This window comes from Mangrovibacter phragmitis (genome assembly GCF_040429585.1).
Classification (GTDB): domain Bacteria; phylum Pseudomonadota; class Gammaproteobacteria; order Enterobacterales; family Enterobacteriaceae; genus Mangrovibacter; species Mangrovibacter phragmitis.
In genome coordinates this window covers 5,006,851-5,028,016 of record NZ_CP134782.1, presented here as the reverse complement: position 1 = coordinate 5,028,016, position 21,166 = coordinate 5,006,851, and the positions used below count along the sequence as shown (strand labels likewise).

At 46.7% G+C, this 21,166-nt stretch carries 22 protein-coding genes and 1 pseudogene; 10 read left to right on the top strand and 13 right to left on the bottom strand.

The genetic code is table 11. The features are described 5' to 3' along the window. Positions 1-86: 86 nt before the first annotated feature. A complete protein-coding gene (locus tag MPHASIOC01_RS24200) occupies positions 87-1,385 on the bottom strand; it encodes a Fic family protein (protein ID WP_353613460.1) in 1,299 nt (432 codons plus the stop codon). Between the two features lie 602 nt (positions 1,386-1,987). Here MPHASIOC01_RS24200 and MPHASIOC01_RS24195 point away from each other — a divergent pair. The 3 genes and pseudogenes from MPHASIOC01_RS24195 to MPHASIOC01_RS24185 all read left to right on the top strand — a co-directional run. Continuing rightward, on the top strand, positions 1,988-2,293 hold the full coding sequence (locus tag MPHASIOC01_RS24195) for a helix-turn-helix transcriptional regulator (RefSeq protein ID WP_064598433.1): 306 nt from the start codon (positions 1,988-1,990) through the stop codon (positions 2,291-2,293). A gap of 4 nt (positions 2,294-2,297) precedes the next feature. Further along, the gene (locus MPHASIOC01_RS24190) at positions 2,298-3,626 is read left to right on the top strand and encodes a type II toxin-antitoxin system HipA family toxin (RefSeq protein ID WP_064598435.1); all 1,329 of its coding nucleotides are present in this window, start codon (positions 2,298-2,300) and stop codon (positions 3,624-3,626) included. A gap of 149 nt (positions 3,627-3,775) precedes the next feature. Continuing rightward, positions 3,776-4,168: pseudogene (locus MPHASIOC01_RS24185) on the top strand (restriction endonuclease); the annotation flags it as partial. A 243-nt stretch (positions 4,169-4,411) separates the two neighbouring features. Here the strand turns inward: MPHASIOC01_RS24185 and MPHASIOC01_RS24180 are convergent. From MPHASIOC01_RS24180 to MPHASIOC01_RS24160, 5 genes are read right to left on the bottom strand one after another with little or no spacing between them, the layout of a single operon-like run. After that, a complete protein-coding gene (locus MPHASIOC01_RS24180; RefSeq protein WP_064598437.1) occupies positions 4,412-5,260 on the bottom strand; it encodes a hypothetical protein in 849 nt (282 codons plus the stop codon). A gap of 18 nt (positions 5,261-5,278) precedes the next feature. Beyond that, the gene (locus tag MPHASIOC01_RS24175; protein ID WP_064598439.1) at positions 5,279-5,791 is read right to left on the bottom strand and encodes a fimbrial protein; all 513 of its coding nucleotides are present in this window, start codon (positions 5,789-5,791) and stop codon (positions 5,279-5,281) included. A 12-nt stretch (positions 5,792-5,803) separates the two neighbouring features. After that, complete coding sequence (locus MPHASIOC01_RS24170) at positions 5,804-8,326, bottom strand: fimbria/pilus outer membrane usher protein (RefSeq protein WP_064598441.1); 2,523 nt, start codon at positions 8,324-8,326, stop codon at positions 5,804-5,806. A gap of 15 nt (positions 8,327-8,341) precedes the next feature. Then, the gene (locus MPHASIOC01_RS24165) at positions 8,342-9,019 is read right to left on the bottom strand and encodes a fimbria/pilus periplasmic chaperone (protein WP_064598443.1); all 678 of its coding nucleotides are present in this window, start codon (positions 9,017-9,019) and stop codon (positions 8,342-8,344) included. A 52-nt stretch (positions 9,020-9,071) separates the two neighbouring features. Next, positions 9,072-9,617 (bottom strand): fimbrial protein, encoded by a 546-nt coding sequence (locus tag MPHASIOC01_RS24160; protein ID WP_064598445.1) that lies wholly within the window; start codon positions 9,615-9,617, stop codon positions 9,072-9,074. 675 nt (positions 9,618-10,292) lie between these two features. Here MPHASIOC01_RS24160 and MPHASIOC01_RS24155 point away from each other — a divergent pair. The 3 genes from MPHASIOC01_RS24155 to MPHASIOC01_RS24145 all read left to right on the top strand — a co-directional run bounded on the left by MPHASIOC01_RS24155 (position 10,293) and on the right by MPHASIOC01_RS24145 (position 12,389). Then, positions 10,293-11,054 carry a winged helix-turn-helix domain-containing protein gene (locus MPHASIOC01_RS24155; protein ID WP_064598447.1) on the top strand — a complete coding sequence of 254 codons (762 nt, stop codon included), beginning with the start codon at positions 10,293-10,295 and terminating at the stop codon, positions 11,052-11,054. Then, complete coding sequence (locus tag MPHASIOC01_RS24150) at positions 11,044-11,535, top strand: hypothetical protein (protein WP_353613459.1); 492 nt, start codon at positions 11,044-11,046, stop codon at positions 11,533-11,535. Before MPHASIOC01_RS24155 ends, MPHASIOC01_RS24150 begins: the two co-directional genes overlap by 11 nt. Positions 11,536-11,882: 347 nt before the next feature. After that, positions 11,883-12,389 (top strand): hypothetical protein, encoded by a 507-nt coding sequence (locus MPHASIOC01_RS24145; RefSeq protein WP_353613458.1) that lies wholly within the window; start codon positions 11,883-11,885, stop codon positions 12,387-12,389. An 80-nt stretch (positions 12,390-12,469) separates the two neighbouring features. On the opposite strand, the gene MPHASIOC01_RS24140 is transcribed toward MPHASIOC01_RS24145, so the two are convergent. Beyond that, a complete protein-coding gene (locus tag MPHASIOC01_RS24140) occupies positions 12,470-12,733 on the bottom strand; it encodes a helix-turn-helix transcriptional regulator (protein ID WP_353613457.1) in 264 nt (87 codons plus the stop codon). Between the two features lie 435 nt (positions 12,734-13,168). Here MPHASIOC01_RS24140 and fic point away from each other — a divergent pair, with 435 nt between their 5' ends. Beyond that, positions 13,169-14,245 (top strand): protein adenylyltransferase Fic, encoded by a 1,077-nt coding sequence (fic, locus tag MPHASIOC01_RS24135; RefSeq protein ID WP_064598453.1) that lies wholly within the window; start codon positions 13,169-13,171, stop codon positions 14,243-14,245. A 200-nt stretch (positions 14,246-14,445) separates the two neighbouring features. After that, the gene (locus MPHASIOC01_RS24130) at positions 14,446-15,375 is read left to right on the top strand and encodes a DMT family transporter (protein WP_231889195.1); all 930 of its coding nucleotides are present in this window, start codon (positions 14,446-14,448) and stop codon (positions 15,373-15,375) included. A 205-nt stretch (positions 15,376-15,580) separates the two neighbouring features. Here MPHASIOC01_RS24130 and MPHASIOC01_RS24125 read toward each other — a convergent pair whose 3' ends face one another. The 3 genes from MPHASIOC01_RS24125 to MPHASIOC01_RS24115 all read right to left on the bottom strand — a co-directional run bounded on the left by MPHASIOC01_RS24125 (position 15,581) and on the right by MPHASIOC01_RS24115 (position 16,871). After that, positions 15,581-15,790 carry a YdgH/BhsA/McbA-like domain containing protein gene (locus MPHASIOC01_RS24125; RefSeq protein ID WP_036106759.1) on the bottom strand — a complete coding sequence of 70 codons (210 nt, stop codon included), beginning with the start codon at positions 15,788-15,790 and terminating at the stop codon, positions 15,581-15,583. 168 nt (positions 15,791-15,958) lie between these two features. After that, complete coding sequence (locus tag MPHASIOC01_RS24120; RefSeq protein WP_064598455.1) at positions 15,959-16,225, bottom strand: hypothetical protein; 267 nt, start codon at positions 16,223-16,225, stop codon at positions 15,959-15,961. Positions 16,226-16,319: 94 nt separating this feature from the next. Next, positions 16,320-16,871, bottom strand: a complete 552-nt coding sequence (locus MPHASIOC01_RS24115; RefSeq protein WP_064598457.1) for a hypothetical protein — start codon at positions 16,869-16,871, stop codon at positions 16,320-16,322. Between the two features lie 262 nt (positions 16,872-17,133). Between MPHASIOC01_RS24115 and MPHASIOC01_RS24110 the strand changes: the two genes are divergently transcribed. Next, complete coding sequence (locus MPHASIOC01_RS24110) at positions 17,134-18,192, top strand: DUF1176 domain-containing protein (RefSeq protein WP_353613456.1); 1,059 nt, start codon at positions 17,134-17,136, stop codon at positions 18,190-18,192. Between the two features lie 140 nt (positions 18,193-18,332). Here the strand turns inward: MPHASIOC01_RS24110 and MPHASIOC01_RS24105 are convergent, their stop codons facing one another. The 3 genes from MPHASIOC01_RS24105 to MPHASIOC01_RS24095 form a co-directional block, all read right to left on the bottom strand. Next, positions 18,333-19,079 (bottom strand): cyclopropane-fatty-acyl-phospholipid synthase family protein, encoded by a 747-nt coding sequence (locus MPHASIOC01_RS24105; protein ID WP_064598460.1) that lies wholly within the window; start codon positions 19,077-19,079, stop codon positions 18,333-18,335. A 10-nt stretch (positions 19,080-19,089) separates the two neighbouring features. Further along, positions 19,090-19,347 carry a YjhX family toxin gene (locus tag MPHASIOC01_RS24100; RefSeq protein WP_064598462.1) on the bottom strand — a complete coding sequence of 86 codons (258 nt, stop codon included), beginning with the start codon at positions 19,345-19,347 and terminating at the stop codon, positions 19,090-19,092. A 264-nt stretch (positions 19,348-19,611) separates the two neighbouring features. Continuing rightward, positions 19,612-20,028: a hypothetical protein gene (locus MPHASIOC01_RS24095; protein ID WP_064598464.1), complete on the bottom strand. Its 417-nt coding sequence runs from the start codon at positions 20,026-20,028 to the stop codon at positions 19,612-19,614. 461 nt (positions 20,029-20,489) lie between these two features. On the opposite strand from MPHASIOC01_RS24095, the gene MPHASIOC01_RS24090 reads away from it, so the two are divergent. After that, positions 20,490-21,047 carry a nucleotidyltransferase family protein gene (locus MPHASIOC01_RS24090; protein WP_353613455.1) on the top strand — a complete coding sequence of 186 codons (558 nt, stop codon included), beginning with the start codon at positions 20,490-20,492 and terminating at the stop codon, positions 21,045-21,047. The last annotated feature ends 119 nt before the right edge of the window (positions 21,048-21,166 follow it).

The window sequence follows — 21,166 nt, the reverse complement described above, 5'->3', positions numbered from 1 at the left end:
GAGCATTACTGCATTTTCTCAATGTAGTAGCCATTGTATTTGAAAGTCGGGAAGAAATTATTCCCTCCCACTATTCTCCCAGCGTATTAACTCAGTTCCCGAGACACCTTATAAACCGTTTTCTGGTCGTTCTCTGATATCTCGGTTAAGAGATTTTCACGCGCCAGGGTGCGTAGGTCATTACGGGCAGTGTTATCCGATACGCCCAGCGCCTCCGCTACGTTTGCGGCGGAATATTTCCTGCCTGGCTCCGCCAAAATGATATTGAGTAGGGTGACTTGTCGCCCGCTCAGCCGCGCTAAGCTTCCTGATTTATATAAAAATTGGTCAATCCGGGCAGCGCAGGCAACCAGTTCGTCAACATGCTTTAAGAGCCGTGTCACCGCCCGGTGGATAATACTGGCCTGGTATTCGAGGTAGTACGTCAGATCCATACCATCGGTTTCAGTGTACTGGTAGCTGTGGGCGTATTTAGCCGGGGCGGAATGCAGTAGCTGGCTGATAGAGACATATTTAAACACGTCATACCCTGATTTCAGTATGTACCAGTAAAACAGCCCACGGCTTGTACGTCCGTTACCGTCTCGGAAAGGGTGTTCGTGGGCGATCATGAAGTGAAGAATACAGGCTTTCACCAGGGGGTGAATGTAGGATTCTGTGCCGTTAACGAAGTCACACACCATTTGCAGGCGTGCCTGCAGGCCGGTGGCGGCTGGCGGTTGATGAACGATGTTACCGTCATAATCTGCAATCACCACATCATCGGTGTCGCGGAATTCTCCTGGGCGGTATTTCTCGTCGTTAATTCCCCCCATGCCAACAGCATGGAAACGGCGGATTAAATCTGGTGTTAGTGGCTCCTGGATAAGTTCCGGTATTTCGGCCATCAGCCGCGCATTACCCGCGATCATGTGTTCATCTTCAGTGCGGGGAGCCCTGCCACTTTCCAGCATGTTCCGCGCCACAAGCGTGGTTGTGTTAGCGCCTTCCAGTTGCGATGAGGTAATTGGCTCTTCCAGGCTTAGTGCCGTTAACTCTTTACCTGCGCCCCTGAGCCGGGTGGTAAGTTCCTTGAGCGCCAGCCTTGTGGCGTGTTTATCTACCAGCTCACACACTGACATAATATTAGGCGTCAGGACAAAACCCGCTTGCTCACCTGCTTCGTTGCGATAATTGATCCGTTGAAGGGCTGAGTCACGCGCGCGCCGTGTAAGCGTCCAGGCGATAGAGACATTTTCTCCACGGGCCGTGCGACGGCAAAATTCGTCAAACGGAAGATAGCGGCCTTTATCGTCCGTCACGCGGCTGTAGTGCTGGTGGGCTTCGAGATCCGCCCCGGTGAGTTGGGAATACGGAATAAGTCGCGGTGGTCTTTTGATTGGCATTTTACTATCTCAAAATATCATTGATTTGAGATAGTATAGACTGCTTTGTACAACTATCTCAATATTTATTATTTTTGAGATAGATTGCTCTCAGCTAGAACATGACGACTGGCATAACGTTCCAGCTCAGCGTTAGCTCCAGCGTAGAGTGACGGTGTGAGGGGTTGTAAGCAATGGAAAAGCGAGAACTTAGGTGGGAAGATTGTTTGATGGAAATTTTGATGCCAGTGGCATTACCCTTTTGCCTATTGGTTAGCGGTAGATTGATAGATGCTGATGTAATGCCACTGGCATCAAAGCGTATTTTTGCCACTGTTAGCCTAAGCACCTGGCGTTAGAATTAATTCACACCTTTTCTTCAAGTTTTTCGCGCGAAAAACTTGAATTGAGGATTGGGTTACTATGCTGGCTTTATCATTTCCAAGTTCCAGAATGCTGCTGATGAGAGCTCATCATATAAGGATACCTCTTCTAACAGCCTATAGGGTGTTGTATTCATTTAACAGCTTATAAGCTGTATTTTGCATTTACAGCTTATAAGGTGTATTGTCCAAATACAGCTTATAGACTGTATCAACGCCTCTAACAATGGTAAATGCCTTATGAATACTGTTTATCCGTTGAAAACTTTGAATCAAATTCGTCCATTGCTGATTGGCTTTCGCAAGGCTAATGGACTGACACAAAAAGAAGTTTCTGAAAGGTTAGGAGTAACACAACAAACCTATGCCCGGCTGGAAGCGAATCCAGCCAGTGCCAGTATGGAGCGGCTATTCAGGGTATTTACCGTGCTGGGTGTTGAAATGGTACTCTCTTCTGGACCACAGATACTTTCTTCGATGTCATCTTCAACAATGAAAGAGTCAGAACCGCAAAAAGATTCACCTGCCAGACGGGAAAAATGGTGACGATATGCGTCGAACACAGCAGCGTTTAGCAATATGGATGAATGGAATTCGGGTCGGATTCTGGGAGAAGGTCAGAGGCGAGGATTTATTGCAATACTTTCCAGAATGGATAGTGGATGAACAGGGAAGACCTTTATCGCTTTCTTTGCCTTTCACTCCTGGTAATCAGCTTTGGCGCGGTAATGTTGTTCGTGACTATTTTGATAATTTATTGCCTGACAGCGAAAGTATACGCAGGCGTTTAGCTGTGCGTTACCAGTCTGAAAGCCTTGAGCCTTTTGATCTATTGGCTGAGCTGGGAAGAGACTGCGTTGGTGCAATACAGTTACTGAATGTTGATGAAGAGCCCACAGATTTATTTTCCGTAAATTATCGCCCACTTTCTGAAGCTGATATCGCGACTACATTGCGTAACACTACGGCGGTATCGTTGCCTGGTCGGCAGGACGAAACTGACGATTTGCGATTATCAATTGCCGGTGCGCAGGAAAAAACGGCTTTATTGTGGCATGAAGAACAATGGTGTTTACCAGAAGGTAATACCCCGACGACGCATATCTTCAAGCTGCCGCTAGGGTTGGTTGGGAACATGCAAGCGGATATGAGTACATCGGTTGAAAATGAATGGCTATGTTCTTTGCTTCTTGAGCACTACGGGATCCCTGTAGCAAAAACACAGATTGCGCAGTTTGAAGATCAAAAGGCATTAGTGGTTGAGCGTTTCGACAGAAGATGGTCAGGCGATCGGCAATGGATCATTCGTTTGCCACAAGAGGATATGTGTCAGGCTTTGGGTGTTTCTCCGTTACGAAAATACCAGTCTGATGGTGGGCCGGGTATTTCCGATATTATGGAAATACTGAGTCATTCATATCAGGCTGAGCAGGACAAAGAGCAGTTCTTCAGGGCGCAAATTATTTTCTGGCTGATGGCTGCTACTGACGGCCATGCCAAAAATTTCAGTATCGCTATTGAGCCACAAAGCCGTTACCACCTTACGCCTCTTTATGATGTTTTATCAGCATGGCCGGTAATTGGCCATGGTAATAATCAAATATCCTGGCAGAGATGCAAACTGGCAATGGCTGTTCGCGGCAGCAGTAATTATTACCACATTTATAGAATTCAACGGCGGCATTGGATCAATCATGGTGAATTAACCGGATTGGGAAGACGACAGGTTGAGTCCATGATGGATGACATTATATCCAGCACACCACAAGTCATTGAGCGTGTATCTGCGTTGCTTCCGGAGTCGTTTCCACCTGAGCTTGCTGAGTGTATTTTTGATGGCATGCGGCAGCAGTGTGGGCGTTTGGCTGGAAGAGGATAATTCACGCCACTGACATGTTTCATCTACAGGTAATCGACCACGAGCAGCGAGGGAATTCCATGCTGGTGCACTCAACAGGCAACAATTGAATTTCACCGCTTTTGCGAGCATGATCGCAATAACATCAGTCTGTTACCTGGTTAACTCCTATGATATCTCGCGAAGCGCTGCAATCGGCCATCTCTAACGTTTCTGTGTGGCGTCAGGGGGATGTATGCGCGCCGCATAAGCCGTTGCTGCTGTTGTATGTGTTGTCCCAGTACAAAGCAGGCCACCCGCGCCTGTTCAACTACGGCCAGGAGATCCACCAGCAGCTTACTCACTTGTTAAAAGAGTTTGGCCCCAAACGGCGCACTGACTACCCCAATATGCCATTCTGGCGGCTCCGAGCTGACGGCTTTTGGGAAATCGCCAACGCTGAAGGCTGTAAACCCCGCAGTCGCAACACCCAGCCAACAAAGAAAGAGTTGATAGATAATCAAGTGATGGGCGGTTTTGATGAAACGGCTTACCAGTCGCTACTGGCACATCCCGGCCTCCTCTTTGTCTGGCTCAAATACTGGCTTTGCGGTGGGCTGGGAGGTAACGGTCAGGCTCGCAACCAGGTGGTGCGCCGCTTGCTTAATACCTGTTGAGTGCAGGAGCTGGCACATTCCACCAGGGCAGGCTGTTTGGCGGCACAACGCAGAAAAGAGACAAGCACTGGCGAGCAAACATATACCCTATATACCTTCAACAAATAAGCTGAAGCAAAATATAAAATACGATGTTGCCCGCACCGCTAATCAAGGGCAGTTTAGTGTTATTGTTAATCGTTGAGAGTGAGCAGCACTTGTCGCACCCTTATTAACCTTTAAATTGATATAAATCGGTTCGCCAACTTTGTTGGTATAGGTTGTGCTGGATGGAACAGTGCTGCTATTGGCGGTACTGGATGGGTAGATAAATACACTTTTAGCCGCATCTGTGTACCAGTCGTTGAAACCACCAGACGGCCTGATAGTAATACTACCCGGGCCATTATTTTTTTCCAAAACTTTTTGCGATAAGAGCGAATCTTTATCATTACTGGCTGTGAATTCTAGCGTATCCGGTATACTAACGGCGTCGCCAATATTGATTATATCAGGTGCATTTAGAACAAAATATTCGTCAACTCTTCCATCGTCGGCGCTGACTTTTATTTTTAAATCTCCGGTAATATCTTTCTTTATAGTGAAATCCACGTTATAACGTCTGCCATAGCTCTGTGGTATAGTAGAACGTCCTATATCACAACGATCGTAGGTACCACCGGTACAATAAACTACGTTACCTGAGGTTGTGAGGAGCGTTGCCTGGTCTTCTTTACCTGTCAACGCATACTTATAGTAAAGCATAGTCTTATCGTTACCCACGGACCACATCACCTCAGCGCCTGTTAAAAAATTAATATTATCACGCAGAAGCGTTAACTTAATGTTCTTTGTTATTATTTCATCCCAATATTGGGATGTATGGTAAGAAGTATGATTTCTACCGGCACTCCAGCCTTTGGCTGTACACTGGAGTGTGGCCGCAATAGCAGAGAATGAATTACTGAATGCCAAAATAGCAATGAGAAGATATTTCATTGGATGTTCCGATGGGCCCATTATGGGCCCACTCCTTTTTTACGAATAGCTAATAGCAATGGTTACTGTAGATAAGAAAGACCCCGGGCCAGGTGTTGCACCAGCTAATGCTAAAATACCCAAAGTAAAATTATGCGATGCGGCTTGAGCACTTGGGGTCAGTGCGATTTTAGTTGTGTTAGGGATAACAATTTTAGTTTTGGCCGCATCTTCAAAAATTCTTAAACCAACGCCAGCGGCAGTGCCTTCGTTTTTAAAGGTATCGTTGGTAGCGGCAGTGCCGTTCATCGTCAAATAAACTGATTTGGCATCGCTACCACATTTAAGTTCAACTTTCACTTCTTTACTCAGTGAGATATCCGTAGTAGAGAGGTCTGCTATGTCTACTTCCCCCAAAGGAATGGTGCCGAGTTCTTTTGCAAAACTACAGGTAGCATCCTTAATTGTTGCTGTTACTTTCATCTCCATATTTGTGGCACTGAAAGCCGACGAGGAAAAAAACATCGCAAACAGTAGTGGGCAGATAAAGTTAATTCTTTTTTTGATAATCATAGATAAATCCCATTATTGGCAAGTTAGTGTTTTTTCAATAATATGCTCTGATTCAGAATTTGAAATATCAAACTCTGCCTTACAACTGAATTCTTTACTTCCCCAACTGGCGGTTAATTCACCGGTATCTGGCAGGCCGGAAAGGAATACATTTCCTTCATCATCAACTAAACCATAATTACCTGATGCAACAACAGTAGAGCCGAATGGCAGTGGCTTACCATTATGTTTTAAAGTAAATAATGCGCGATACCCTTTAACAGTGGCAAAACTGGATTTAACAATAGCGCCGCGGGTAGGAACTACGTTATCAACAGACCCCTGAACCTCTATAAAGTTATCTAATGAAGTATTATCTAATGCCACCCGGTTGAGCCTGTAATTATTCGCCCATGGCGATATGGCGTATCCTCGCCAGTCTGTTTTAATTCCGTTTGAATTCTGTAGTTCAATGCCGGCAGCCCCTTTGGCTTCAACCAGAATGGCAGAATTCCCAATCGGCCGCCCAAGGGTAATGCCATCCGCATGCCCCAGGATGCTACCTGAGGTAGAATAACTTAACTGATGGTAGTTTTTGTTATAAGAATAGCCAACAGAACTATTGTTATAACTCCCCTGATAACTGGCACTGGCACTGCCACCAGAATCTTCTTTTGAGTAGTTTTGATTTACTGACCAGCTCAGGTTTCTTTGCTCCAGTAACAAACCACTCAGGCCGGTTTGCTGTGTTAATGTACCGTTGTTGTCTCTTGATGCACTGAGATTGACGTTAATTGGGTTACGATTAAGTACCCGGCCAAAATTAAACGGAAAAGAGAGCGACATGAATAAGGAACGGTCACTTCCCTGATTACCGGCATACTTGCTGTGGTTAACACTCATACTGTAGCTTACATCACGGTAATATCCGTTAAAGCCAACCATTAATGAGTCGGAGGGAGTTTTTTTATTCCAATAGGTTTGCCTTGTTCCGGTAATATATATGCTGCCTATTTCTGACAGTGATTGTGAAATATTTAATTGTAGTTGTTGCTTACGGATATCATTGCGGTTGTAACTATTTGTGATGTAGTCGTATACAACATTGTTATCTGTTTCATTAATGGTGCTATTTTTATAGGCACTTTCATTGAAAGAATAAAAACCTTTCGTTGAATACCTGTAACCAGCAAGTTGAAATGTGGTGCCTGTCTCGTTCAATGAACGGCTGTATAATAACCGTAATGACTGACCCTTGCTTTCTTCTTTATTGGAGAGCTCTGTTTTAGCATGGGTTAAATCACCGGATACTGCCCCGAAGCTACCCAGATTAATCCCGGCCCCTACCAAACCTGATTTATATTTTTCAGAGTACTGGACCCCGGAGTAGCTGGTTATATCACCAGGCAGCCCTACGGAAAAAGTCGCCTGCAAAAATGTTGGTGACTCAAATTCATTGGATAAGTTATTGCGTAACTTACCTGCCGCAATGGCGTACTGATAGCGGCCTTCTCTAATCATTAAAGGGGCAGCAGAGTATGGTATCGTATTGATGCGTGATGAGCCGTCAGATTCAATAACAGTAACCTGCAGGTCTCCACTTGAGTACATTGGGTATAAATCATCAATGACAAAATCGCCCGGGGCGACATTGAGCTGATAGATTAAATACCCATTTTGCCTGACCAATACCTGAGCATTGGTTAATGCGGTTCCGCGAATAACAGGTGCATAGCCGCGCTGGCTATCCGGGTACATGGCATCTTCAGATAGCAGTTGGGCACCCCGCATTGCCACTGAGTCAAAAATGTTGCCTTCAGTTGTACTGTCGCCAAGTGTCAACCGGCTTTTTAACGGGATAATAGCCCTTTCAATATAAGTATTACCATGTTGCCACCTGGATTCAGTGATGCCGCCGACCGAGCTTTCGGTCCATGTGCGGTCATCCCTGATTCGCCAGGCACCCATATTGATCCCGTTTTCCAGCCGAAGATAGCGGTGTTCGTTGCGGGAGTAAGGTGTGCTGCCTCTTTGCCCACTGGCATAATAGTTGATATAGGCTGCCGTAATGCCGTTATCCCAGCTTTCTGGCGGAATCCAGCCATTGGCTTTATTGTTAAGTGCAATTTGCGGAACATCAATGTGCAGGGCAAGTTTCTCAAAATCAAACCGAATCGTAGCCGAAGGAATAGAGTCTTTAAGGGAGACACATTGGTTTGGTGCTTCTGAGGTTGCAGGTAAGAATTCTGCTTTGATTCCGAACTGTAGCCATTCCTCAGTACTGATACAGGGAATTAATCCCGTATTATCAGCACTTTCGTTGGAAGAGATAAACTCTACATCACGGTTGGTTATTTTTCCCTGGTTAAAGAAAATGTCAACTGAGTAGACACCGGGGTTTTGATGGCCATTGAGCAGAGCGCTTAGGTCGGTGTTGTCTGAACCACTTTCATTAATAAGGCTTTCAGGAAACCAAAGTTCCTCGGCATATGAATTACACGCCAATGCGTTTAATATCAAAAGCGAAGATATTGTTTTACACTTGTAAATAACCATATCAAACAAAGCCTGTTATAAGTTAACTTTTATCTGCTGGGTTGTTGCCCCATAATCATTGATTGTGCTGAATGCAAGAGAACTGGCAGATATATTGTTAATAACTTGTTCTTCCTGTGGTGCAATCATTAAATCACTAATAACTTTAGAGCCCGCCTGCAAGTTATTTATGGTGATGTAATAAGGCGTAGGGTTACGGACCTTAACGTTAGTGCCTTCCTTTTTAAATTCCAGTTTGCCAGGGGCTTCATCAGGGCCGATTTTAAGCCCGGAAGGCCGAACAAAAAGTTTAATGCGAGTTATTGCGGCAATAATTAACAAGTTTTTACCTTCAGCCTCTGCCTTGTTTACTGATGGAATGGCTTTAGAATTAAGGTAAAAAATGCTTTCCCTGTCATTAGGTAATGATGCGCCATCTTTCAAAATGATGCGCATCAGGTTTTCACTACCTGGCCGGGCCGTTAACAACGGAGGCGTAATGATAAACCGTTTCGATTTTTCCCCTGTTTCTTCTTCAACCCAGGTTTGCATTAAATATGTTGTTTCTTTGGCGCTATTCCTTGAGCTGATTGTTGCCTGCCTGGCATCTTTTGCATATATAACTCGGGTTGTATTTAATGAAACCCCGTTTGCTAAAGCTAAAGATGGCACGCACAGTGAAAGGCCAAGGATGAATGAGATTAACTTTTTCATTTCATTACCACCTCAAAACGCCTCACTGTTACGTGAGGCGCTATTGGGAAAATTATTTATAGTGCAGAATAAAATCGGCCACAGCATTTGCCGCGCCTGCGGTCACTGTGCTGGCGATAGAAACGTATTGTGCCTGGAAATAGATATTGTTATCAGCACCTTCAATAAGGTCCGTCGGGTCAGTTGAACCGTTGCCATTAACCGCCAGTGCTTTACCGTCTTTTACGATCTGAATACCAACACCATCTGCGCCACCTTCAACAGCTAAAGTATCATTACTGGCTGCATTACCATTAAAGCTAACAGCAACATTGCTGTAGGAGTCTACTGAGCAATCCTTGAGAGTGATGTTAAAACCAGTTGCCGGAGAGGTATCACCAATATTTTTGAAGTCTGCTGCGCGGTACTGGCCAAGTTCAACTGTCTGGCTCTGGGTGCCAGTAGAAATGCTGCAAGGTGAGTTAACAATTGAACCGGAGAATTGAACCACGCCGCCATTTACGTTAATGGGGGTTGGGCCGTCGCCTTCATCGGCAAAACTCTGAGATGCGACGAATAAGGTTGGAACCATAATGGCTGCCAGCAAAGTCTTTTTCATGATGTTTACTCAAGGTTATTTAGGTTAATCAAAAATAATTTCGTTATGGGTATCGGCCAATATGAATCAGGATCACTAAATGACTTCTTTGTGCTATTGGCCGATGCGAGTCAGGATCAAGTTATTGATTTTCTCTGGCAACATATGTTTTGTTTACGATAAAATTTAGATAAAAATGTTTAAATTTTTAATTTAAACAGATTTAAATTCTGATTTGCGGGAGGTGATGACCATGAGTTAATACAGTGATTAATAAATTAATAAGTAAAATACGAGGTGTTTACTAAGCTAATAGCGAGTTGTTTGGAGGGCATGAAGATGTATTTGATGAAGCTTTGGGTTGCCATAAGTACCAGGCCAGGTCATCATTACTTTGGGCATTAGGTTATAAATGGTGCCCTGAATGGGAGGAGTACTCTGCGTATTGCCAATGCATTCTCCTTACCTCCCAGTAAGGATAAACCAGAAGTCGCCAGGCAGGGCTTGCTTCACCTTGTGACTACTTATATGCGGCCAGTATACGTCTTCATGTCAAGAACAAGTTTCTGAGCATCAAGAACAGGGTTTCTTTCAGCGAGGCGCAGAGCAACTTTTACATGCAAAACCGGGCAATCTCAGGGTGCTTTCTCATTACCTGGCTTCTCTTGTATTGTAAATTAACCGTCAGAAATAATTATGATATATATAATACAACATGTTATTGCATTTCGGCCGGAAGACGGTGCAGTCTGGAATGTTACTAATACTGATAATGTTGTTACACTGACTACATTACCTGTTCGTATTTTGTGCCATTTGTTAGAAAACCAGGGGTGCATTATTGACCGTGAGGGCATACTTAAGCATGTATGGGACGATTATGGCCTGGTGCCATCCAGTAATTCTCTTAATCAGCATATCTCCCAGATCAGGCGGACATTCTCTGAATTAGGGTGCGAGTGTGAAGTGATTCAAACCATTCCGAAAAAAGGGCTTCTGATTGCCAGTGATTCGGTAACTATTAATGATTCTCCTCCAGGTCCAACAAGCGAAAAATTATCCAGTGCAGGGCACAGTTCCTCAAAAATAAAAAAACACAGTCCTGAGTGGCTTGTTTTATACGGTATATTGTTACTGGTTATTTTTACCGCTTTATTGGTATTTCCACTTCCCGGAGCTCAGGGAATTAAATTTCCTCAACAAAACCTGGTGCTGGCAGGGAAAATAGGGCAGTGCCCGGTGTATATGGCAGACAAATCAACACCCATTAATGAGAAGCTCATTGGGGTGGTTAACCAGTATGCAAAATGCTCAGGTGATGAGGTCTATGTGCTGTTTACTGACAACGTTTTTCTGAGCCATGCCAATGGCCGTGTTTTTTTGAGCCGATGTGCCCAGGTAAAGGGTGGCAGTGCCGTTTTCTCGAATTGCAAAGGAGTTTACCTGCGTGAAAGGTAGAACGAAGTACTTTATCGTTTCCGTTGTTGCTGCTTTTCTGGTACTGGGCGCAATATTACTTAACCTCAATGGTTATACGTTACGGCATGCGAATTATTCAGAAGAAGTAAATTGCACCAGCAGGCTGAATATTGTTTTACCTGCAACAGGGCACCAGTTTAACTCAAATATTTCCTTCAGCCTTGATGGTAATGATGGTACGTTTGTCATCTTTGGCGATGTGCACCAGGAGGGTAATATCAATCAGTCATGGCATGTTTACCGCCAGTTAAAATTTTCCTATAAAACTAAAACCAATGGCTGGATTGACATAGATAAGTTTATAACAACTAAATATCTGGAAGATAATCTTCCGGATGATTTTTTTAATTCCTACGTTTTCGATGTGCAGAGAGATCACCCAAGAATACGGCTGACCCGTGTTCAGGGAGGGTATTTAGTATGGAACTCATTCACTCCCTATATGCTATGTACCGGCTGAGTGTTCTGCCTGGCTTTCTTTCCGGCGATGGCAATAATTTGAGGTAAGCACAACCTGTGAATTCTCAGCGGCGGTCAGGCAGGTTTTTATGTGTATCATGGTTTATGTCTGCCTTTCTGTTTGTTCCGGCAATGAAACCGTCTTACTTAAAAAATGAACACCGGAACTATTCTAAATACTGGCTAAACCAGTAAGTAACATCTACTTTTCTTACCCGGATCAGGTACCTAAAATCGATTCCTGCTACTCAGGCAGGCAGTGGTTGTATTGGGTAAGTCATGTCCCTCTTAAAAGCACGCCTGTGATTAATTATTGTTACGCTATAACTGTGAATTTTCAGGAAGAAAATGAGATACAGATTCAAATGTGATATCAATGCTGATGCAAAAAAAGGCGGTTACACCGATGGCATCAATGGTGGCGTGTGCACGGCCACAAGTATTGCATATTGCCGTAACCTGGTGAGAAATAAACCTCAGGAACTGGAGTATTTCTCGCGAGCCTGCCACTTTACCGCAAGGCAGCGGGCAGCGTATTACGCCTGTGAAGCAGGAAAGCTCAATTCAATTACCTGTATATTAAAAAGCGATAACCTTCCCTACACTTTTCGTTTTTACTTTGACCGCTGGGAACATACCGTCTCGATGGGTTACGGCGTGTATATGATTGTATTCACGTTCTCACACATTGTTCATGTGGTGGTGCTTGATAACAGGATTAAATCAAGCTGTATCCTTTTTGATGCCAATTTTGGCGAGATAGAGTTCGAGGTGGGGCCGTGGGAATTCATTCGGTTTATGAATGAAAAATATGTTGCCACATCGCAGATCTTCGTGCTTGATATTGATTGTTAACGCATGTTCTCCAGAATCAACACTGTGAAGATGGGCGCTGCTCAATCGCCAAACACGCCCTTTACGGGCGTGCTGAGTAATCAAACCGCATTCTTCCTGCGCATCATGGCTGCTCGGTCTATCCGCATGCCCTGCTTGTCAAAATAACGGCTCGGCCAAATCTCGCTGGCATCCACGCCAATTGCTGTTGCAATCAATATTTCGCCTCTGGGCCAGGGGCGGGTAAGTGCATTCGAGAGTGTAGAAGATGCAAGCCCCGCTTCCCTGGAAATCGCGGCCATGGAAGTCCCTTTCTTACGCAGTGCGGCAATAATATCTGCTGAATGCCAGTCTGTGTTGCTCATGATAATTGCTCCTTCGTGGGTTCTGCCTCACTTTCATGGCGGATTACATCAGTGAATGAGCCCCATAAATGCGCCTGAATGTGAGAGATGTTATTCACCCCACTAACATGACCTGGTATTGCCGCTCAGGCCACGGACTATAAGTCACAACCCAGGCTAAAGTTGCTGCCCGGATTTACAACAACTCACCATCAATATGTCGATAAAACACGTTTTTTTAAGCATATAGCCTAAACATGTTTACGGTATCGACACGTTCTGGCGATATGTCGATAAAATACGTTTTTTTAAACATATGGCTCAAACATGTTCATGGCATCGACACGTTCTGGTGATATGTCGATAAAATGCTTTTTTTTAAACATATTGGAGTGACGTGTGTCGCGTATCGGCATAGTATGGTGATGTGTCGATTAAAACGGTTTTTATAAACATATGAACTGGGATCCGCAAACGCCTTACAACGCACTGCCCGTGCTGCCGCCCGAACTGGATAGGGTTGAAACACGCAATGTTCTTAAAGCATGCATTAGTGCGCGCGCAGCCATTGCCGAGCTGAAAACGGCCGGTGAGTTGATCCCCGATCAGGGTTTACTGATAAATATTCTGCCCATGCTGGAAGCAAAAGATTCTTCGCGCATTGAGAACATTGTAACGACCAGCGATCAGCTTTTTCAGTATGCAGATCACGCAGATAAGGCTGATCCTGCAACCAAAGAGGCGCTGCGCTACCGTACTGCGCTTTATGATGGTTTTACCCACCTTGAAACCTGTCCACTCTGTACAAATACCGCGGTCGCTATCTGTACCAAATTGCGCGCCGTGCAAACAGATGTCCGGAAAACACCGGGTACAGTCTTGCGGGATCAGAACAACAAAGTGGTATATACGCCACCCGTCGGTGAAGACGCCATCCGTAATTTACTGGCGAACTGGGAACAGTTTATACACAGTGAAGATGATTTAGATCCGCTGGTGAAAATGGCTATTGCGCACTATCAGTTTGAGTGCATTCACCCGTTTCCCGATGGCAATGGGCGAACAGGCCGTATACTGAATATCCTGTATTTAATTCAGGAAGAACTGCTCTCGCTACCTATTTTGTATTTGTCTCGTTTTATTCTGGAAAGGCGTGATGATTACTACACCCTTTTGCGAAAAGTGACCGCAGAAGGCGATTGGGAATCCTGGATACTCTTTATGCTGAATGCAGTAGAAAGCGCGTCACGGTGGACGACGAGTAAAATTTCAGTTATTCGGGCCTTGATGGCAGAAATCGCAGCGTTTGTGCGTGAAAAACTACCCAAAATTTATACTCATGAACTTATCCAGGCGCTGTTTGCTCAACCCTATTGCCGGATTGAAAACCTTGTGGAACGTGGTGTGGCTAAACGCCAGACAGCATCCGTATACCTTAAGCAACTGGTTGATATTGGTGTGCTGGAAGAAATGGCTGTGGGGCGCGAAAAACTGTATATCAACACAAGGTTGTTGCAAGAGTTGAATCAGTAGTGGTAGGTGGCTTCTTGCGGGTTATTTACTTTCGCCCGCAACGCCTTCCGTGCTTTTCCCACCCCCATACAATTTGCATTAAAGTGCCAAACAGTTAATGCCAGATAGCCGAAAAACAGAGATGATGAGGAAAATAATGCGTATTCTGCCCGTGGTGTGCAGCCAGGTCTGTGCGGGGGAGAAAAATAAGGAGTAACAGGGTGGCTTCTGAATCATCTGCAGCACTGGAGAAAACCAGCGGTGCATCGCCTGCGCGGCTGGTGGCCTTTTTCTTGTTTATTATCCCGCCGTTATTATGGGCCGGTAACTTTATTGTCGGCCGGGCCATTCGTAATGATATCCCCCCGGCAACATTAACCTTTTTCCGCTGGCTGGTGGCGCTGGTGGTCATTTTCCCTTTTGCCGCGCCGTTTATCCGCCGGGATTTTCGCCGTTATTTGCAGGTTCCACTGCGCATTATCGCCCTGTCGCTTAGTGGCATTACTGCGTTCAGTTTGCTGGTTTACTACGGTCTGCACCACACGTCCGGCACCAATGCCCTGTTGCTGAATTCCTGCATACCTATTCTGATTATGCTGTTTGGAGCGCTGTTTTATCAGCAACGCCTTGGCGGGTTGCAGGTGGCAGGTATTGCGGTGTCATTTTGCGGTGTGCTGGTGATTATTTTCCGGGGCAGCCTGCAGGGGCTTATGCAACTGGCGTTCTCTTCCGGGGATGTGATGCTGCTCGGGGCCATGGCAAGTTTCGCGTTATACACACTCTGGCTGCGTAAACTGCCGGCGGAAATTAACCGCATGGGGTTACTGTGGGTGCAGGTGCTTATCACATTGCTGGTGGTGTCTCCGCTCTGGCTCCATGAGCATATCAGTGGGCTGGCGGTGCAGTGGAATGCCACCACGTTGTCGGCGGTGCTGTTTCTGGGCGTTTGCCCGTCGTTTATTTCTTACTGGTTTTACGGGCGCTGTGTGGAAACTATTGGTGCTGCCCGCGCCGGGTTGTGCATCCACCTGATTCCGGTGTTCGGCGTGGTGCTTTCGCTGGTGTTTCTGGGTGAACCGTTCCACCTGTTTCACCTGGCAGGTATTACCGCCATTATTGCCGGCGTTACCCTGGCAAGCCGTAAAGGCTGAGGGCTCAGAAACGAAAAAACCACCGGTTAAGGTGGTTTCAGGTTGATGAAAAAGAAGGAAAAAGCGTGGTTTTTCCTTCTTTTTAGTTAGCAGCCGAAAATCAATAAATTGATTTTCCGGGTTTTTTATTGGGTGACATCCTCTCGTTCTGTGCGGACATGAGGTTTGTCATCAGACTGGTGTTTTTTTTCGCCTGGGTACTGGCTTATTTGGTCAGTTCAGCCGTCATATGTACACCGTTATTCACATTGGCTTCAGTAATGCGGTAAGAAGCGCCAGCCTGTTTAGCCTGAGCCGCAATCTGTGCTTCAGCGCCGTCCAGGGTGGAAGCGGTGGCGGTTACGCTTTGAGCGAAAGCACCGAAAGACATAACAGAAAGAGCGGCAACTGCAACGAAAGTTTTGATGGATTTCATGGTCGTATTCCTTAAATAGTTTTGTTCGGTAGGGCTGTATTGCCCTGATGTGAACAATCATAGGCCTGCCATGAGGTGATTAAAATCAAAACAATTTGCAGATCTCTTTCAAAAAATATGAATTATTTTGGTGGGGTAAATGGCCCCCTGTGTTGCCAGGCAGGTTGGCTACCTCTGCAAGAAAAAGGCGATGATCATCATCAGTACGGCAAGCAGGGAAAAAAACGCCGCACCTGTAGAAAAACCATGCTGTATTGCTTCTTCCTCTTGTTTAATATCCCGAAAGCGGGCCAGTGCTTTCGCGGTATTGGGGGCGGTAATTTCCTCAAACTGCTGTTCATAACCTTGTGCTTTCAGGCGGGCTGCCTCAGGGGCATCCGCTTTCTCCACCACAGCAATCTGGCTGCCTTTTTTTAAGAAAATAAATACCGGCATAGGGCGCTCCGCGCAGGGTAATCATGCCGCCAACCCGTTCTGAGAACGGGCTGGCTGTAACTAACCACAAACCACACCAGCCACACAGGTGCCACTATTCCTTGCAGATGGAAGGCTGTGCTTTCCAGGAATAGACCAGTTCGTTGTCCTGGTAGTAGTTATAAACTGCCCCATCCGGGAAGAGTGAGCGGAAAACTTTCACCCGGTTATCGTTGGAGCAATAGTTTTTGATAATCACTTTCTGCATATTACTGCGCCATTCCTCATTCTTCGTAATACTGGCAGGGAGCCCTTTAATCACGAATTTATAAGTGAACGTGTTTCCTTCCGATGAGACATCCGACATCATGGTGGCATCATCAATTAATAACGGCAGTTGTTTTTTAACTTCTGCCACTACGGATTTCTGCAGTAACTTTGGGTCGTTATCTTTTAACTGATTAAATTCTTCAATTTTTGCTGACGTGGATTGTGCACGTATTTCTGCGAGCCGCTTATCCAGTTCGTTAGCGCCCGGTGCCGTTTTACTGGCCTGCGCTGTAGTGGGTGCTTCTGCGGTATTCGCTTTGTCTTTGGATGCATCATCGCACCCGTTTGCCAGAAGTATTGCCGGGAGAAGGGCGGCTAATGTTGCCCGTTTGATCATCACTGTTGCTCCATAACTGTATGTTATTGTTGTCTCATAATAAGTAATTATATATATAAATCATCTGTTAACATTGTTTATTATTTTACTCCTGCATTTGGCGCAATACAGCCAGCGATGGCGGTGCTTTGTGCCGCAAGAATGTGCTATTCAGCAAAAAACAACGTTGTATTCTCAGCATGAATATTACGTATATGGCAGGCTGATTTTGGTGAGTTGTTTTTTTGTGATTAATCTTGCTTATTCATTATGGAGAGATGACATGAAGGGTATTACTCCGGTGGGGTTACTGGCCATGGTGTTTTGCAGCGTGCCAGCGCTGGCTCAGGATAGTGGAGTGTCGTTCAGCCACAAAAACTGGGAAGTGGTGTGTGATAACACGCTCACCTGCCGGGCAGCAGGTTACAGCCCGGAAGAAGGGCAAGGCGGCTCGGTGCTGTTAACCCGTAAAGCTGGGGCGGGCAGTGCGGTTACCGGCAAAGTGATGCTGGCTGAAGTGGACGAAGGTGAAAGCACACCGGTAGCTCAACTGGCACTGTGGATAAACGGCCAGCCAGCGGGTGCATTAACGCCGACCAAAAACGACGACTGGCAACTTTCACAACAACAAACCCAGCGCCTGGTTGCCGCCATTAAAGGTAGCGGTAAAGTTGAATTTAAGGGCGGGCCGGAACCGTTCGTGCTCTCTGGCGATGGCGCTTATGCCGTATTGCTGAAAATGGATGATGTACAAGGGCGCATTGGTACGCCGGGTGCATTAACCAAAAAAGGCGATAAGCCGGAAAGCAGTGTGCTGGCGGCCATTCCGGCACCGGTAATTCAAAAAGTGAAGACGGCCAGCGCTCAGCCTCGCCCGTTAACGGCACCAGAGTTGAAAATACTGAAGCCGCAACTGTTGGCAACGCTTGGGGGAGACGACATGTGCGATAACCTGAGCGACTCGCAAGAGCAGGGCGACAGCCAGATGCCGGGCGACAACGAGGTAACATTACAGCCTCTGGATAACAGTCACTCCCTGATTTCAGCCCTGTGCTGGCGGGCGGCTTATAACGAGGGTTATGGCTACTGGGTTATCGACAAGTCACTGGCGGGCAAGCCGGTGTTAGTGACGACATCGGGTTCTGATTATACCGATGGCGAAATTTCAGAAAGCCAGAAAGGCCGTGGCATAGGCGATTGCTGGTGGAATGCCAGCTGGGTATGGGATGGCGCTGCTTTCCGTAAAAGCCATGAAGGTGGTACCGGGTCGTGCCGTTACCTGCGCCTGGGCGGTACCTGGGATTTACCGCTCTGGGTGGCACAGGTGAAACCGGTTCAGTGAAGCGCCGCGCTTGCTCATAACAGTGAATTGCTCTGAGCGCCCGTTTGTTCTGCTTTTGCGGCCGCTCCACAAGAAAAAGGCCGGTTACCCAGTTGGGTATGCCGGCCTTTTTGCTTTCAGGCTTGCCTGGCTGATGAATATTAACGAGCCAGTAAGGCGAATACCCCCCAGCCCAGGTATTCACGGGTGTATGTTACGTGGCGGAGTGGGGCTTCAGTGAGTTGCGCCCGCACTTCCCCGGCGAAGTCATCACCCGGGTTTTCATCAAGCCAGCGGCGCATTGTCAGCCATTTTGCCGCTTCGTACCTGTCCCAGCCGTCCTGGTCTGCCAGCACCATTTCCACCAGGTCGTAGCCGGATGAACTAAATGAAGCAACCCGTTCCGGCAGTGTGAGAAAGTCGCCTGGTGCAGTGGCGCCACAGGCACGGGCGATGGCTTCAGTGGGCGGCAACAGGCGCCAGTATGGCTCGCCAATCAGCAGCAGGCCGCCCGGCTTCAGGCTTTTCTCCAGTAACGCAAGGGTACCGGCAACACCGCCGCCAATCCAGGTGGCACCAATACAGGCGGCCACATCGCACGGGGCGCTGGCCACAAAGCCACTGGCATCGCTATGAATAAACGTCACTGCATGGCTGACGCCGAGTGCTTCGGCACGCTGCCTTGCCTGCTGGCTGAATAGTGGGCTCATATCCACACCCACGCCGGTAATGGCGTGGTCCCTGGCCCAGGTGCACAGCATTTCGCCTGAGCCACTGCCCAGGTCCAGTACTCTGTCTCCGGGTTGCAGGCGTAATGCCCGGCCAAGAGTGGCATATTTCTCCGGGGTAAAGGGGTTGTGGATCCGGTGAGCGCTTTCACTGATAGTGAAAATACGTGGGATATCCATGGTGCTCTCCTCAGCGGTTGTCCGGTTGGGGGCGAACGTTATTCAGCCCGGTCGTGTTAATACGATAGGGCTGCCCGTTTACGGACTTAATGAGTTTTTTGGTTTTGAGTTTTTTGAAAACAGCAAGTGTGCAGTCGCTCAGCAATAAACCTTCACGGCTGTAACATTCAACTGCGGTAACGCGACCAGCGGTATTACGGGTATGTACAATGCGCCCGCCTTTTGCGAGTACATGCAAAGTCCGTTGTTCCTGACGGGATAAATTCATACTGAAACCTGTTAATCATCATGTGCAAAAACATGCCAACACCCGCAGGTGTTCGCGTAAGGTTTTAGCGCAGCGATAACCAGTGTGGCGTAGAGCCAGCAGGCTGATTATCAGATGATTACATTCTCCAGCATCAAAGCTCCGGTGAGATTGGGTATGGATAAACAGGTGAATATTAACACCTGCTTTTTATATGGGAACAGGGCGAGGTGAATAATGTGAACCCGGTGCGGGAATACTGTGGAGGTGGCAGCTCTGCCTGGATTATAAACGGTGGGGCACCTTGTAATGGTCCATTATCCGGCCCATTAAATACAGGCGCGCTTCTGCTTCGCTGGAAAATAAACCGTGAGTCATTATGGCGTGTTGCGCCACGTTGATAGACATAATAATCAACTGAACAATATCTGCCCGTGTATGGAGCTGGGAAAGAATATCGCTGCAATCCACGTTATCATCATTGTGGCTTTGCCAGCGTAATTTCAGCATCGGAAAAATTTCTGCGGCATTCTGGCGGGCATTTTCCAGAGACATTCCGCCACATTTGCTCAGCGCAATATTGTCAAACTTTAAACGCCAGGAGTCCAGCGCCCGTGCGGCCCTGTGCGACTGCCCATCCAGGGTGCTGGTTTTTTCCTGGGGATTGTTGTCATTATTCAGCCGATAGTTACGCGTCGCCATGATGATGTTCCTTATAGCCGGGCTGTATATAAAACGTGCAGTCCTCCATCAGGAAGATTAGTTCAGTTTGCGGCGTATTTTCGTCGCTGACTTCGCATATCGTGACAGCACTTCAGAAAGCATTTCCCTTAGGGAGATCCCTACACATTATAACGATTTTGGGTTACCAACAATGGGTAACATAACGTGTCATTTGCGCCCTGATTCTGGCTATAGCCCTACTATTTTTGGTGGGGGGAATGATCTTGCTGTGCCAATGTAGCATTAACCGCGCCGGGGGAACAGGTCTGGAATGAGGGTGTTAACACTAAGCTGTAATGTCCCCTTGGGGGTGCGCGTAATGAGCCCTTACTGAAGCCATCAAAAGCTTGTCGAATGTCTCAGGGCGTGAAGCGGACATGGACAGGAGGATGCTGATAATATTTCCGCCAGTGGGTAACTTTATCCAACAGGGGGTACGAATGGAATACCAAACGTCATTGCAGAAAATATTGTCAGATGACCCTGTAAGAATGAAGATCCTACATGCGGTTCGGGCACTGGAGCTCAATGATGGTTGGGTTGGAGCGGGATTTGTACGAGACGCTGTCTGGGATCACTTACATGGGTATGGGCTAAGTCCTGTTTCTGGTGATGTAGATGTCGTCTGGTTTGACTGTGATCACTGTAGCCCAGACCATGATAGCTATCCAGAAGGCAGGCTTAGGCAACAGTTACCTTCGCTAAACTGGTCGGTGAAGAATCAAGCCAGAATGCATCAACGTAATGGTGACCATCCCTATACCTCAACGGGAAATGCTTTACTGCACTGGCCTGAAACAGCTACGGCCGTAGCTGTCAGATTGGGGAAGGAAGGTCTCGATATCACTGCACCTTATGGGCTTTCTGACTTATTTGAACTGCGTTTACGACCGACTCCTGCATTTGAACGTGAAAAGTTGGATTGTTTTAAACAACGGGTCATTACAAAGCAATGGTTGGAACGTTATCCCAGGTTACAGCTCATCGTTTCCTTATAACCTCAATATACAAATACCCCGGTTCATGCGGTTCGACTGTATGATTGACAGTCCGCGCCTGACACGAAGTGCACGAACTGACTGAGCAAAAGGTCCACTATGAGCGAAAAGCGGACTTA